6 protein-coding genes are annotated in these 15027 nt (G+C 61.3%); 2 read left to right on the forward strand and 4 right to left on the reverse strand.

The annotated features are described in order from the left end of the window. Nucleotide 1 precedes the first annotated feature (1 nt). Nucleotides 2-6616 (reverse strand): PKD domain-containing protein, encoded by a 6615-nt coding sequence (locus tag ABD937_RS05220; RefSeq protein WP_345253953.1) that lies wholly within the window; start codon nt 6614-6616, stop codon nt 2-4. Nucleotides 6617-6755: 139 nt separating this feature from the next. Further along, a complete protein-coding gene (dgt, locus tag ABD937_RS05225; RefSeq protein WP_345253955.1) occupies nt 6756-8132 on the reverse strand; it encodes a dGTP triphosphohydrolase in 1377 nt (458 codons plus the stop codon). Between the two features lie 53 nt (nt 8133-8185). Here dgt and ABD937_RS05230 point away from each other — a divergent pair, with 53 nt between their 5' ends. Next, a complete protein-coding gene (locus ABD937_RS05230) occupies nt 8186-10180 on the forward strand; it encodes a sensor histidine kinase (RefSeq protein ID WP_345253958.1) in 1995 nt (664 codons plus the stop codon). Between the two features lie 76 nt (nt 10181-10256). On the opposite strand, the gene ABD937_RS05235 is transcribed toward ABD937_RS05230, so the two are convergent. Together ABD937_RS05235 and ABD937_RS05240 are read right to left on the reverse strand one after the other, a co-directional pair. Then, nucleotides 10257-11510: a DUF4407 domain-containing protein gene (locus ABD937_RS05235; protein WP_345253960.1), complete on the reverse strand. Its 1254-nt coding sequence runs from the start codon at nt 11508-11510 to the stop codon at nt 10257-10259. A 554-nt stretch (nt 11511-12064) separates the two neighbouring features. Beyond that, nucleotides 12065-13324 carry an alpha-amylase family glycosyl hydrolase gene (locus tag ABD937_RS05240; RefSeq protein WP_345253962.1) on the reverse strand — a complete coding sequence of 420 codons (1260 nt, stop codon included), beginning with the start codon at nt 13322-13324 and terminating at the stop codon, nt 12065-12067. Nucleotides 13325-13783: 459 nt separating this feature from the next. Here ABD937_RS05240 and ABD937_RS05245 point away from each other — a divergent pair, with 459 nt between their 5' ends. Further along, nucleotides 13784-15010: a 4-hydroxy-3-methylbut-2-enyl diphosphate reductase gene (locus ABD937_RS05245; RefSeq protein ID WP_345253964.1), complete on the forward strand. Its 1227-nt coding sequence runs from the start codon at nt 13784-13786 to the stop codon at nt 15008-15010. Nucleotides 15011-15027: the final 17 nt, after the last annotated feature.

Consider the following 15027-nt stretch of genomic DNA (forward strand, 5'->3'; position numbering starts at 1 on the left):
ATCATTTTAATACCGACACGTTTCCTTTATAAGTGAATGTCATCCCGTTCTCGCAGATCACCTCCGCGGTGTACACGTACACGTCAGGCGGCGTCACGGTGCCCTTCACCTTACCATCCCAGCCGAAGCTCGGGTTGTTGGGCGCGAAGTTGGCGCGCTCGAACACGACCTCGCCCCAGCGGTTGAAGATGCGGAAGGACTTCACCTGTAAGATGCCGGTGCCGCGTACCATCAGGACGTCGTTGATGCCGTCGCCGTCGGGGCTGAAGGCATTGGGCACGAAGGCCTGGGTACTGGCGCAGAAGGTTTTTACGTTGAGCGTGTCGGTAGCCGTACAGCCGAAGCCGGTGGTTACCTGCACGATATAGGTGATGGCGTCTTTTGCGGTCATGGCCGGCTGCGGGCAGTTGGCGCAGCTCAGGTTGGTAGCCGGCGTCCAGCTCCAGGAGGCGATGGGTCCTCCGGTCACAGAAGCTGTCAGCGGCCGCACGGTTCCCGTAGCCAGCAGCAGGTCCGGACCAAGGTTCACCGTCGGAACGTCGCCCACCCCGATGGTCACTTGCTTCGAATCGGTAAAGCAGCCAAACTCGCCGATGCCGGTCACCGTGTAGATGGTGGTCACATTCGGCTTAGCCCAGGGGTTCGGGCAGTCGGTGCAGCTCAGGCCGGCTGCAGGCGACCAGGTGTAGCTTTCGGCACCGCCGGCGATGAGGCGCACGGAGTCGCCACGGCAAAGCGAGTCGCTCGGCGGATCCACTTCGATAGCAAGCGGCTGTACCACCTGCACCAGCACGCTGTCGGTCGAGGCGCAGCCGAAGCCGTTGGTGAGCGATACTTTGAAAATGGTGGTTGTGAGCGGTGAAGCCACAGGGTTCGGGCAGTCGTAGCAGCTCAGGCCGGGGTTCGGATCCCAGCGATAAGTGCCGCCCGCCGGAGCGCCGGTGGCAAAAAGGCCCACGCTCGCACCGCGGCAGATGCGCTCCTGGTCGTTCACCAGGTTCACGGTCGGCGTCGGGTTCACCGTCACATCGAGGTTCGTGGTGGCCGTACAGCCGTTCACGGTATTGACCGTCAGCACTACGTTGAAAACGCCCGGTGTTCCGAAGATCGGGTTGAAGGTGGCGCCGCTTCCGGTAATGCCGTTGGACGTATTCCATTGAATGTTGGCGATGGCATCCACCGAGTTCACCACGGCGCTGAACGAGGCCGGCACACGGGCGCAGGCAGTCGATCCGGCCGGGGGCACCAGCGTGATCACGGGGGTATTGTTGACCACGATGGCCACATCCTGCGTGCTCACTGTGATGCAGCCGCTGTTGCTCGTAACGCGGAGGCGCACGGTATAGTTACCCGATACGGTAAAGTTCTGCGTCACCGTAGCCGGGCCGGCAGTGAAGACACCATTGCCCAGGTCCCACTCCACGAGCGCCTTTCCGAAGAAGACGGTGGAGGTATCCGTGAGCGTCAGCACCGTATTTCCACAGTTGCGTGTCTGCACCGCGGTGAAGGCGCCGATCGTACGGTCCACCCGCACCGAATCGGGAATGTTCTTGATCAATACCGAGCAACCGCCGCCGTTGAGTGTTACCGAAGGCAGGAAGGTGCCGGGGTCCGGGTAGGTATAGTTGACCACGGTGTTCGAGTTGGTTTGCGTAACGCCGTTGCCGAAGTCCCAGGTATAGGTGGTGGCCCCGGTGGCGATCACTTCGAGGCGCACGCTCTGACCGGCGCATACATAGCCCGGTGTATAAAGCAGCTGACCGGCCGGACCGCCCACGGTAATATCCTGGGTGGTCACGTAGCGGCAGCCACCCGGGGCGATCACGGTCAGTGTCACCGTAAAGGTGCCGGAGCGCGTGAAGGTGTGCGACACGGAGTTGAGGGTCGAAGGTGCGGAGCCATCACCGAAGTCCCAGGTCACGGAAGTGGCAGGGGTCGTGTTGTTGGTGAAGGTGGCCGTGAACGGTGCGCAGGTGCTGCCGGTACCCGAAACGGTCATGGAGCCGACGAGGCTCGGAAGCACGGTCACGTCCATCCATACGCTGTCCACGCAGGTCACGTTCACGCCGTTGGTATTGAAGGCGCGCAGCTTCACCGTGTACGTACCAGGCGCCGCATAGCTGTGCGTGGGATTCGTAGCAGACGAGAGCTGGTTATCGCCGAAGTCCCACTGGTAGTTGGTGGCGCCGGTGGAGCCGTTGGTGAACGTGAAGTCCTGACCCACGCAAGCCTGCAGGGTGCTCGGGGTAAAGGCCGGCGTCGGCGTGGCGTACACGTTGATGACGCGGTAGGCCGTCGTGTCGGAGCAGTTGTTGGTGGCGCGGATCGAAATGTTATAGGCACCCGGGGCGAGGAAGGTGTGTGCCACCGAGTCGATGTTGTTCGGGTTGCTGACCACCGGCGAGCCGTCGTTGAAGTCGTACACGAACATGGTGCCGCCCTGCGACGCGTTGTACACCTTGATGCTGTGCGGGGCGCAGCCGGCAAGCTGGGTCGCGTTCACCGTTACGTTGAGGTCGATGCTGTTGGGCACCACGATCACGTTAAGCTGGGTAGATTCCACGCCGCAGCCGTTGGTGGCGGTGAGCGTGATCGTGAACGTGGTCTGGACACCTACCGTATAGGTATGTGTCACCGGGTTGTTGTTGGCGGTGGCGAGCGGCGCGCTGCCATCACCGAAGTCCCACACATACGTGTTTCCGAGGCCGGTGGTGTTGTTGGTGAAGGTCACGGTAAGCGGCGAGCAGCCGAGCACGGTGCTTGGCGCAAAGGCCGGCGCCGGCCGCGGGGTGATGCTGATGGTGACCTCGTTGGAGACGCCGCCTGTCGGTGACGGACAGCGCTCGGAGCTCACGACACGACGGTACATCGTTGTCTGCGACAGCACGCCCGGGGCGTAGTCCTGCGTCGTAGCACCCGCGATGTCGGTCCAGGTGGAGCCGCCGTTGGTGCTCTGTTGCCACTGGAAGCTCAGGTTGATGTTTGCCGGCGTGGGTACCGAGCCGGTGATCGGGGCCGGGGCCGTGTTGATACAGATGGTCTGGTCGGCGCCGATGCTGTTGTTGGCGACCGGAGGCTCTACCCACACTTTGATGGTGTCGCTGATCGAGGTACAGGTACCGATCGTCACCACGCGGCGCAGCCATACGGTTTGAACGGGGGTAAAGGTGTAATGCGAAAGCGTATGCGTTACGAGGTCGTTGAACACGATGCCGTCGTCGCTGAGCTGCCACTGGTAGCTGGGAGCCGAGCCGTTGCCGCCGGACGCGAGCACGATGCCGGTGTTGTAGGACACGCCGGTACAAACCGAATCCACGCGACCGTTGATGGTGTTCACGATCGGGGCGGCAACCGGAACGATCGCCGTGACCGTATCCCGCTGGGGGCAGGTGCCGTTGGGCGAGCCTACGATGAACTGTACTTCGACGGATCCGGTGAGGTTGTTCAGGTTGAGTGACGGCGTATTGTTCGCAACATCCACGAAGGGGTTGGTGGCCAGCGGTGCGTCCTTACGGCGCCACTTGAGGATGGTGCCGGTATAGCCCGTTGCAGTGAGCGTAACGCTGTTTTCGTAGCAAAGCTCCGCCAGCGGCCCTACGGTGCCCGCCGAAGGCTGCTGCGCGATGGTGAACACCACGTCGTCCGCCGACGGGGTACAACCCGCGTCGTTCACGATCGTCCAGCGCAGTGTGATGGCGCCTTGCGGCACACCTGCGGCGAGGCCGGCATCCGAAAGCAGGGTATGCGGGTCGTTGGGGTTGGCGAGGGTCACCGCCACACCCGTGGTATTGCTTACTACGGTCCAGGTGCCGAGCTCCCAGTTATGTGCCACGCTATTGGCGTTAAGCGTAAAGGCCAGGGCGCTGCCCGCGGTGTAATCACAGATGACGCTGTCGGGGCCTGCAGCCGATGCCGTCGGCAGGGGGCGGTTCAGGATCGTTACGATATCCTCCACGGTTGGGCAGATGCCGGAGCCCGTTACGGTCCAGCGATACTGATACGTACCTGCGTTGAGGCCGGTGATCGTAGTGGTGGGCGACGAAGGCGACGTAATGGTGCTGGCGGGGCCGGACACCTGTGTCCAGACGCCGGTGGTGCCGGGAGCCAGCACCGCCTGCATGGTGGCCGTGGGCGCGTTACAGATGATCTGGTCGGGGCCGCCGTTGATCGGGGGCGTCGGGTTAACGGTAATGGTGAAGGTGCGTGCCGGGCCGCTGCAGGTGCTCGAGCTGGGCGTCACCGTAATGGTGGCCACCCGGGGCACCGACGTGGAGTTGCTCGCGGTGAAGGGCGGGATATTGCCCGAGCCGGAGGCGCCGAGACCGATGCCCGGGTCGTCGTTGGTCCAGGTATAGGTGATGCCGGGAAGCGGGCTCGCAAACGCCACACCAGGGAACGGTGCGCCGTTGCACAACACGTAGTTGCCGGGCTGGGTCACTTCGGGTGTCGGGTTCACGGTCACCGGCTGCGTTACCGTGGTGGTGCCGCACTCATTGATCACGTCGAGCTGGATGTTGAACGTACCGGTGCTGGCATAGTTTACCGTCGGCGCCGGACCCACGGCCGTGGCCGGTGTGCCGCCTGCGAAGCTCCACTGGAAGGTGGAGGGCGTGCTGGAATAGCAGTCGTTGGCAGTAGCCACAGGGCTGAAGTCGCCCTGACAGATCGGGTTGATCGGGTCGAAGGTCACGTTGGGCTTCGACTTCACCGTCACCGTTTGGCTCGTACTGTTGGAGCACACGTTACCCGGGCGCGTCGTTACGAGCTGCACCGTGTAAATACCGGGATTGGTAAAGCTGATCTGCGGGTTGGCCGAGGTGGCGCTGGTGCCGCCGGCAAAGGTCCAGCTGCTGGCGTTGGGCTGGCAGTTGGCGAAGTTGTCGTACGATACCGTCCAGGCGTAGCTGTCGGCGCCGCATACCGAGGCGGGCGATGTGTTCGTGCTCGTCACCAGCAGCGGGCCGCAGCCCTGGAGGTCACTGAGCGTAAAGGACGCTACCGGCAGCTCGCTGACGCAGATGGTCTGGATGATCTCGTCGGTCTGGCAAAGCGCCGTGTTGCCGGCCTGCATTCTTACGGTGTAGGTACCCGCCACGGTAAAGGTGACGTTGAGCGAGTTGGAGCCGCCGGTCCAGAAGGCGGGGTCCGCGGAGTTGTTGTTATTGCCGAGGTTACCGGTGTTGGTCCACCCGGTGGCGGGGCTGATGGTCCAGACCACCTTGCCGGGGGTACAGGTGCCGTTGTTTACGCTCGACATGTTGCCCGACGAGTTGGTCAGGTTCACCGGCGAGTTCACGCACACGCGGTTGCCGGGGTTCACCGTGAAGTTGGCGCGCGGCTTCTTGGATATATAAATAGGTACCACGTTGGCGCTCGACGAGCCGCAGGGGTTGGTTGCCTTGATCGCCGCCGAGAAGGAGTTCGGGTACGTATTGGCGCCCGAGCTGCTCGTGGTGCCGCAGGACGACAGGTTGAACGTGTGGGTAACGCTGGCCGGCGCCGGGTGCGGGAACACCTGCGCGGGCGAGCCGTCGTTGAAGGTGATGGTATAGATGGTGCCGGGCGAGTTGCCGGAGGTGCTGGTGATCGGGAAGGTGAGGCTGCTTTCCGAGCAGGTAACGGTATTTCCCGGGTTGGTGAGGCCCACCGCGGGGTTCGAGCCGATGTACACGGAATAATAGCCCGTATCGCGGCAGCCGTTGGTGCCCGTTACGATGAACTGGAGGGTGTAGTTACCAGGGCTGTACGGGTGGGTGATGTTCGGTGTCGGGAAGGTGGTACCGGTGAAGTTGGGCGTATTGTCGCCCCAGATGATGGTGTAATCCGAATTGCTCGAGGTCGACTCGTTCACGAAGGTGAGGGTGGCGCCGGTGGCATTGCAGGAGGTGAACACCGGGTTGCCGTTATACACCACGAGGCCCGTGCCACCCAGCTTGGTGCTGGGGGAAAGTGTGGTTACGGTTTGTGTGGCCGTAGTGGAGCAGCCGAAGGAGTTGGTTGCCTTCAGCCCCACGTCGAAGGTCTGGGTGCCACCGAAGGCACCGCCCACGAAGTGGTGTACCGGGTTGCTGGCCGTGGAGGTGTTGAGCGCGCCCGAGTTGGGGTCGCCGAAGTCCCAGGCGTAGGTCAGGCTCGGGTCACCGGTCGTGTTGGTGAAGGTGATGTCCTGCATCGAGCACTGGTTATTGGGCGTAAACGTGAACGAGGGGGCCGCCGGCACCGGGAATTCCACCACGGTGAGCGTAGGCCAGTTATACACGGTGCCGCCGGGCGCCGTCACCACGATCGAATAGTCGCCGGGAGCCGTAGCGGTGTAGAGCGAATCGGTAGCGCCGCCGATGGGGTTGCCGTTCAGCAGCCATTGATACAGCGACCCCGGGGTCGAATATTTTGCCTGCAGGCGAAGGTTGCCGCCCGGGCAGAATCCGGCCGTAGCCGGTCCGGTAAAGGCGATACTGTCGGTGTTGAAGACACGGCCGGCGCCGGCGAAGCCGGCTGCCCCGGAGCCGGGTTGGCGGCCGTTGGAGGTGTTGGAATCATAGGTGGCCTCCGAGGACTGAGCGTTCCCATAAGCAGAGAGCATCACTCCGAGGAAGAGTGCGAAAATCTTTCTCATGACAGCATTTGGTGATTATAGAAGGGACGGTTGCAAAGTTAAAAATAAGAGAAAACTTTTATATCGCCGTCGGATAAGCGGCCGGAACGGGTGCTTTGGCCGTTGAAAACGTACCCTTAATTGGGTATGGGCGTGAGTTTTACCCGTGTACCGGTGTGGAAATCCCTTTCAGCCGGCGGTAGATCTCGGTGGCGTACTCGTCGGTCATGCCGCTCAGGAAGTCGAGGGCGCTGAGCACCTTCTCATAGCCCGACGTCGTTTCCCGGAACTCGGTGAGCTGGTAGGGGAACAGTTGCAGGATGATCCCCTCCTTGTGCGTCGGGCGATCCCGGAGCAGCGCCGGCACGAGCAGCCCGAGCAGCTCCGACATCACGTTATACCCGGCCAGCTCGATCTGCAGCACCGTGTCGTGGCGGTAGATCTTTTCCACCGACAGGGCCTTCACCGTCGAAAGGCAGCCCGTCGCGTCCTGCAGGTGGTCGATCAGGGTGTCGTTGAAGGTCCCGGCAAGGATGGCCGCGCGGTTGTCGAGGAAGATGCGGGTGCAGGCCTGCACGAGGCCGTTGATGACGCGGGCCCGCAGGAAGGCGATGCCCTCGTTCACATCGGAGATGCTCGTATAATGGTCGCGGGTACGGTCGTCGCCGGCAGGCCGGGTCTTGTCCCACACCTCCAGGAAGGCGTCGCGGACGGTTTCCGTCGACAGGATGCCGAGTCGGTGGGCATCTTCCATATCTACAATGGAGTAGCAGATATCGTCGGCGGCTTCCACCAGGTAAACGAAGGGATGGCGTCGGTACACGAGGGGGGACTCCCCTTCCGGGATCATGTTGCAGCCCCGCATCACCTCCAGCACCGTTTCCTTTTCGCTCTGGAAGAACCCGTATTTCTTCCGGTGCTTCCAGCCCTTGTCCACTGCCGTAGACTCGCAGGGATACTTGAGGATCGACGCGATGGTGGTATACGTGAGCCCGAAGCCTCCCTTGAAGCGGCCGCGGAAGCTGTGGGTCAGGATGCGGATGGCGTTGGCGTTGCCTTCGAAAGCCGTGACGTCGCGCCACTCGGTATCGCCAAAAAAGGAGCGCAGCGGCCGTCCGCCGATCTCCACCTGCTCGTTTTCGATGAACCAGGCGGAGATGGCCTTTTCACCAGAGTGGCCGAAGGCCGGGTTGCCGATGTCGTGGGCGAGGCAGCCGGCGGCGATGACGTTGGGCAGCTCGTAGCGGTAGAACTCGTACACGTCGTCGTTGCCGCGGTAGTCTTTCGAGATCTCCTCCCCGATCATCTTGCCGAGGGAGCGGCCCACGGAAGCCACCTCGAGGGAATGCGTGAGGCGGTTGTGCACGAAGGCCGTGCCGGGCAGCGGGAACACCTGCGTCTTGTTCTGCAGGCGCCGAAAGGCCGACGAAAACACGAGGCGGTCGAAATCGCGCTGGAAGCCGGAGCGGGGCCCCTCGGGTATTTTATCGGTGCCGGTGCGGCGGTGGGTAAAGATCGAGTCGAACGACATGGCCATGCGGGCGAAGATAAGTTTGTCTATTTTAGCCCGATCAATCTTTGCCCCCCTGCATGAACGCATTCTTCCGGCGATTACCCCTCCTGGCCAAACTGATGCTCATCGGGTTCATTCCGTTGTGCTTCCTCATCTTCCTCACCATCGAAGTGTACCAGGAAAAGACCGAAAAACTGCGCCTGTTCCGGCAATATCATTCCTTTATTGACGAATCGGCTGACATAAACGCGCTCATCGACGCGCTCCAGGAAGAGCGCAAGTATTCGTTCGACTATGCGATGACGCGCAGCATGCGGCCTGAGCTGGAGCGGCAGCGGCCCCGCACCGACTCCCTGATCCGCCGGCTGCTCCGTTGCGGCGACCCGGCGCTGGAAGGCTTCACCGGCTACACGCGGCTCGGGCAGCTCGACAGCATCCGGAACGGCATCGACAGTTTCAGCACGGCGCCCAACGGGGTGATGCACTTTTATAGCAATACCGTGTTCCGCCTCAACACGCTCAATACCCTCCCACCCGCCAACACCGCGTTCCTGCACCCGGTGTACAAAGACCTGGTGGCCCAGAAGATCCTGTCGGAGATGATGACCTACCTCGGGATCATCCGCAGCAATATCTACAACGTACTTCATACCGGCAGGTATGCGACGGAGACGCTCGCCGGCTCCGCAGGCGCATACGACGTGTACCGGTCTTACGAAGCGGAATTCCGGGCAAAGGCCACACCCGACATGCTGGCCCAATACGATGGACTGCGCAGGAGTACACCCTTCGGGCATACCACGGCTTATATCGACAGCCTCTTCAAGCGCTTTGCGTTCGACAGTACTTATACGGCGGTGGCCTGGTGGAAAGTGTCCGACGAAGGCGTGGGAGCGCTCCGGAACTTCCAGCACCGCATCTGGGACCGCCTGAATACGACGGTGAATACCTTACACCAGGAAGAAGAAGCAGCACGCAGGCGCACCTTGGTCCTGATGGTGCTTTCGCTTCTTTCAGTGATCACCGCCGTGACCTATATCGTCTATCTCATCACCCAGTCGCTGCTGCGGCTCCGGCGGGCCGCCGAGCGCATTGCAAAAGGCGAGGCCGGCGAGTCGCTGCAACCCGAATCGAAAGATGCCCTCGGCTCGCTCGCGGTTTCGATATCGACCATCGACCAAAGCAACCGGGCGCTCGCCAACGCTGCCACCGCCATCGGAAGGGGTGACTTCGACGCGGTCATCACCCCGCGCAGCGAACATGACCTGCTGGCCCAGGCCCTGATTCGGATGAGGGAAGCACTGCGTCAATACCGGGAGCGAATGGAACACCTCGTAGCCGTCCGCACGGAAGAACTCGCCCGCTCCAACGAAGATCTCCAGCGCTTTGCCCACGTGGCTTCCCACGACCTGAAAGAACCGCTCCGGAAGATCAGCACCTTCAGCGGCATCCTCAGCGAGAACGAGAAAGAGACCCTGACCGAAAAAGGAAGAATCTACCTCGAAAAGATCTCCGACGCCTCGCGCCGGATGGCGGGCATGATCGAAGGAGTGCTCACCTACTCCACCCTCAGCGCCGCACAGCACCCCAACGAGCCCGTTGACCTCAACCGCGTGCTTAGCGACGTGCAAAGCGACCTCGAGTTGGCCATCCTGCAAAAGGGTGCGCGCATCGAGTTCGGAACCCTGCCGGTGGTACCCGGGATCGCGCTGCTGCTGCACCAGTTGTTTGCCAACCTGCTCAATAACGCGCTCAAATTCACGAAGCCCGGCACGGCACCCCATATACATATCAGCGCACGCCAGGAAGAGCGCGGAACCGACGGGCAGCGCAAGGCGTTCTGGCATTTCGAGGTGCGCGATAACGGCATTGGCTTCGACCAGGACCAAGCCGACCGGATGTTTGCCGTATTTACCCGGTTACCGACACGCGACAGCTACGAAGGCACGGGGCTCGGGCTCGCGCTCTGCAAGCGCATCGTGCAACGTCATGGCGGCGACATCTATGCACGGAGCCGCCAAGGCGAAGGGGCAACCTTTCACGTACTGTTGCCGGCACGCATCAGCGGGTAGTAGAAACGGGCGGGCCATCGTATCAGCACATCTTCCATTCCAACAGATCACAATTCAGCCATCTCAGACCTTAGATCTACAAGAGGCTTTCATCATCCACCTGGTAGTTCTTCCGGATCTTCCGCAGCACTTCGTCCATCGAGGCGCGGTACTCCTTCGCGTTCCACTCGCCCCGCTCCCATTTGTCGAGCTCCTCGTCGATGTGCTTGCGCTGCAGGGCAGTGAGCTTGTCGACGAGCTCAGTGGAGAGTTCGCGCTGGCGGTCGTAAAAGCGTTTCTTCTTGTCGAAGAGCAGGTCGCGGCCCTTGAACATCGCGTTCTCGTCGGCGGCCATCTGTAGTAATTCGTCCCGGGCAAGGGCGATATCGTAAGGACCAACCGGCATGATCAGCTTCGAGAGAATGGGCCCGATCTCGAGCAGGATGATGAGCAGCGAGATCATGAGGCTGCTCCACCACACGCTGGATTCTTCGTCGGCCAGGTCGCTGAGCGCCTTGTTGCGCTCGAGGAATCCCTGGTTGGCGAACGCGGTGCCTTCGTAGCCGCGGCGCTTCTCTTCCATCACGGCTCTTGCCATAGCAATGAGCGAGTCCTGCGTACGCAGCCCCGCCGACAGCTCAGCGAGTTCGGGTGCGTATTGGGCCTGTGCCGACTGCCAGGCCCCCATCTTGAGCCGCGTCAGCTGCTCGATGCCGCGGCGGCCCGAGCCGCCGGTGCCGTCGGCCTCTTGCACATAGGCGCTCTGGAGGCCACGGAGCGTGTCTTCGAGCGCCGCCCGGCGCGCCGTGATGCGGGCCCGCTCACTTTCTGCCGCTGCCAGCTGCTGCTTCGTTTCGAGGGCGAGCAGCGAGTCGTTACGCTGGATCTTACGGTGCGTGTTCTCCACCATCTTCACGTTGATCTCCTTCTCGAAGATCTTGAGCTCGAGCGGGCGCGCGATGGTGAGCCCGATGAGCAGCGCAAGTCCGAGGCGGGGCAGCGCGAGCAGGAGCTGCCGGTTGCGCGACACCCCGTACTTGCGCATCGTACTCACGAGAAAGCGGTCGAAGTTGAAGATGATGGCGCCCCAGACGAGCGCAAACAGAATTGCCCAGCCGGCATGCCCGAAAATGCTGTAAAACGCATAGCCGGACGAAAGGGTAGCCAGCGCAAAGGTGGCGAGGAGCACGCCGCCGAGGCCGCCGTACTTGACGCCTTCGGAAGGATACTGTTTCAGGAGTGGCTGGTGCGCGCCGGCGCACCACCATAAGAAGTTGGATCCGGAGCGCGGTCCGCGTCCATCGAAGGAGTCGTAGCCGTAGGCCCGCTCCTGCTTGCTGTCATCTGCCATAGGTTCCAGGTGTTTTTGAAGTTGAACACGTTGGTTGAAGTTGAAACCTGCAGTGAATAACGCCGCCCTCGCGGGTCGCCGTATGCAAACGTACTACTTTAACAATCGAGCCAGAGGAGGATCTCAGAACTGTGATCTCGGATCTGTGAGCTGCTTCCGTTCAAAGATGCACTACTGATGCCCGAGCTTTAGGTGCGTTGCCGGGGTGAAGGCGGAACCGGAGGAAGATCTCAGATCTGCGATCACCGATTTGACATGGGAACGGCCGGGAATACCCGGCCGTTCCGATACATGCACCACAATAAGTTTGAGAAAGAGGCAGCACGTTCCGGGCTGCCTCTTTCTCTTGAATCACCACGAAAAACCAACACGTCCTCCTGTTGCCGGCAGCTGAACCCGAAATCAAAGGGAATCGGTTTGCGGGAAGCAGCGGCGGCGGACGCTCAATACATTAAAATCGAATATTATACCAAACTTTTCAAGCCCGCGAAGCAAGCCTGCGGAAGGCGCATTGTGGCGACCCTGCCACGTTGCACCGCAAGGCGGGGCCTGCCTCAGCCGCGCGTGTACACGGCGAAACCCCAGGGAGGCAGCAGCTGCCCCGGTTCAGCCGTGCTCCACCTGGCCCCGTTGAAGAGCTCCCGCCACGCACCGGTCAGCGGAGCCGCGAGCGCCAGGTCCTGCAGGCGGCCCGTCAGGTTCAGCAGCACCAGCACTTCATCGTTTCCGGCCTGGCGGAGAAAGGCCAGCACCCCTTTCCCGGCGTTCGTTTCAAGTACCGTGCAGCCGGCATCTGCGGCCAGGGCCGGGTGCGCACTTTTGAGCTGTAGCAACAACTGGTAAAAGCGGTGAAACTGCGGGGCTTCCTGCGTCCAGCCGATCGGGTCCTTTTCGAAGAACTGCAGCCGGCGCTCGTTGGGCAGCTCCTGCCCGCTGTAGAGCAGGGGGATTCCCGGCCAGGTGCAGCTGAACACGGCCAGAAGTGGTGCCGCCGCGCCGTACTTTTCAAACTCGGTGCCATTCCAGGAATTCTCGTCGTGGTTGGCGGTGAACCAGGCCGGGAGCCCCGGGGCCGTCCGGTAGCGCTCGAGCAGTGCATACAGGTCCTGGAGCGGTGTGCGTCCGTGGTAATATTCCTGCGCGCTGTGCATCCAGCTCCAGGTATAGGCGGCATCGAACACCTGCATATATTCGGGATGCGTGAGCGGGTCGAGCTCGCCGAGCCAGAACAGGGGCCGCACGGCATCGAGCGCCGCCTTTGCCTCCACCCAGAAGTCGAGCCCCACCCAAAAGGCAAGATCGCAGCGGAAGCCGTCGATACCGGTCTCCTCCACCCACCAGCGCATCGCGTCGATCAGCGCCCGCCGCATGTCGGGGTTGTTGAAGTCGAGCTCGATGATATCGTCCATGCCATGGGCCCGCACAAAGTCGCCCGTCGCCCCGTTGCGCTCGAACCATTCGGGGTGCTCCCAGGTCCAGCGGTGGTCCCAGCCGGTGTGGTTGGCCACCCAGTCGAGGATAACGCGGAAGCCCAGGCCATGCGCTTCTTCCACGAGCGCCCGGAAGTCTTCGAGGCTGCCGAACTCCGGGCTCACCGCGGTATAGTCGGAACAGGCGTAGTAGGAACCCATCGAGCCCTTCTTTTCTTTCTGGGCAATGGGTGTGATGGGCATGAACCAGAGCGTTTCCACGCCCATATCGCGCAGACGCGCGAGGTGCGGGCGGAAGGCATTGATGGTGCCTTCGTGTGTGTATTGGCGCAGGTTCACCTCGTACACGTTCGTATGGAGGATCCAGGACTTTTCAGGGGTCATGGGTCAAATCTAAGTGTTGGTGGGAAGGGGCACGCAGAATTCGCGGAAAACGCGGAAAATAGGTGGCGGGAGTTCTCTTTCCGATGGGTACTTGACCTGGTCCGTAACAGCTTTAAAACGACTGCTCCTGATCAACACGTATATCATCCTCCGGGAAACTTTAATAAAACGCAGAAAGGCGCAATGCGCCCAAAATGTCCATGCAATTATAGATCCTGGCATACCTGGCGCCGGAAGCCCGCTTGCGGGCTTTTCCGCGTTTTAAGAAACAGTTGCACCTGGGTAAAGCTCCCGTCGGGTAAGAGCTGCCGGAGCTGGAAGCAAAAGGAAAAAGTACCAGACCAGCGTAACCAGCACCAAAAAATTTCCGCGTTTTCCGCGTGTTCCGCGTGCCCCTTAAAATGCTAAATCCGAAGCCTGGCCGCAACATTCCTTCCCTATGGCGTAAATTTGCCCAGCATGAAAACCTTCGATGTCCCCGTTGTGTACCGCAGCCCGCTGATCTCCGCCATCAAGAAGAAGCGCAAGGAGGCCGACCGTATGAAAAAGGATTTTGCGCCGACGTTGCTCGACTTCGGGCCGGTGCGCATCTACCTCGCGCGGCACTTCGGCTTTTGCTACGGGGTGGAGAATGCCATCGACATCGCTTTCCGCACCGTGGCCGAGAACCCGGGCCGCCGCATCTTCCTGCTCTCCGAGATGATCCATAACCCGCAGGTGAATGCCGACCTCGTGGCCGCCGGCGTACGCTTTCTCCAGGATACGAAGGGGAAGGCCATCGTGCCCTTCGAGGAGCTGACGGCCGACGACATCGTGCTCATTCCCGCCTTCGGCACCACGCTCGCCATCGAGCAGCGGCTCAACGACATCGGCATCCGCACCGAGCTGTACAACACCACCTGCCCCTTCGTGGAAAAGGTCTGGAACCGCAGCGAGGGCATCGCACAGAAAGGCTACAGCATCGTGATCCACGGTAAGCCGAAGCACGAGGAAACGAGAGCTACCTTCTCCCATGCGTCCAAAGACGCTCCGTCGGTGGTAGTAGAGGATATGAAGCAAACGATCGAGCTCGCGAAGTATATCCGGGGCGAAAAAGACGCGGCGCAGTTTTACACCGAATTCGCCGGTCAGTACTCCCAAGGCTTCGACCTGTTGCGCGACCTGCAGCGCATCGGCGTGGTAAACCAGACCACGATGCTGGCCTCCGACACGCAGGCGATCGCTGACTACCTGAAAGAAGTGATGATCGAAAAATACGGGCTTACGGAAGCCAATGCCCGCGAGCATTTCGCCGATACGCGCGACACGCTCTGTTACGCCACTAACGACAACCAGACGGCCGTTTCCGGTATGCTCGGTGTCGATGCCGATCTCGCCATCGTGGTCGGTGGCTACAATTCCTCCAACACCTCCCACCTCGTGGAATTGTGCGAGGAAAAGCTGCCTACCTACTTCATCAACGAGGAGGCGAAGCTGCTGTCGAAAGACACGGTGCTGCATTACAATTTCCACAACGGCACCGAGAACGTAACGGAAGGATACCTGCCCGCAAAACAACCGGCAACCATTTTGATCACCTCGGGCGCCTCCTGCCCGGATGCATTGGTGGAAGGGATTATCCGCAGACTGTTAACCTTCTATCCTGGCAGCAAAACGGTAGAGGAAGTAACGGCGCAGTTCGCGTAAATGTCATTGCGAGCGAA

It is taken from the genome of Flaviaestuariibacter amylovorans, from assembly GCF_039541815.1.
Lineage (GTDB): Bacteria > Bacteroidota > Bacteroidia > Chitinophagales > Chitinophagaceae > Flavisolibacter > Flavisolibacter amylovorans.

Bases quoted from the DNA above. Each gene is read 5' to 3' on its own strand.
- ABD937_RS05220 (WP_345253953.1), bottom strand. From the start codon at position 6,616: ATGAGAAAGATTTTCGCACTCTTCCTCGGAGTGATGCTCTCTGCTTAT.
- dgt (WP_345253955.1), bottom strand. From the start codon at position 8,132: ATGGCCATGTCGTTCGACTCGATCTTTACCCACCGCCGCACCGGCACC.
- ABD937_RS05230 (WP_345253958.1), top strand. From the start codon at position 8,186: ATGAACGCATTCTTCCGGCGATTACCCCTCCTGGCCAAACTGATGCTC.
- ABD937_RS05235 (WP_345253960.1), bottom strand. From the start codon at position 11,510: ATGGCAGATGACAGCAAGCAGGAGCGGGCCTACGGCTACGACTCCTTC.
- ABD937_RS05240 (WP_345253962.1), bottom strand. From the start codon at position 13,324: ATGACCCCTGAAAAGTCCTGGATCCTCCATACGAACGTGTACGAGGTG.
- ABD937_RS05245 (WP_345253964.1), top strand. From the start codon at position 13,784: ATGAAAACCTTCGATGTCCCCGTTGTGTACCGCAGCCCGCTGATCTCC.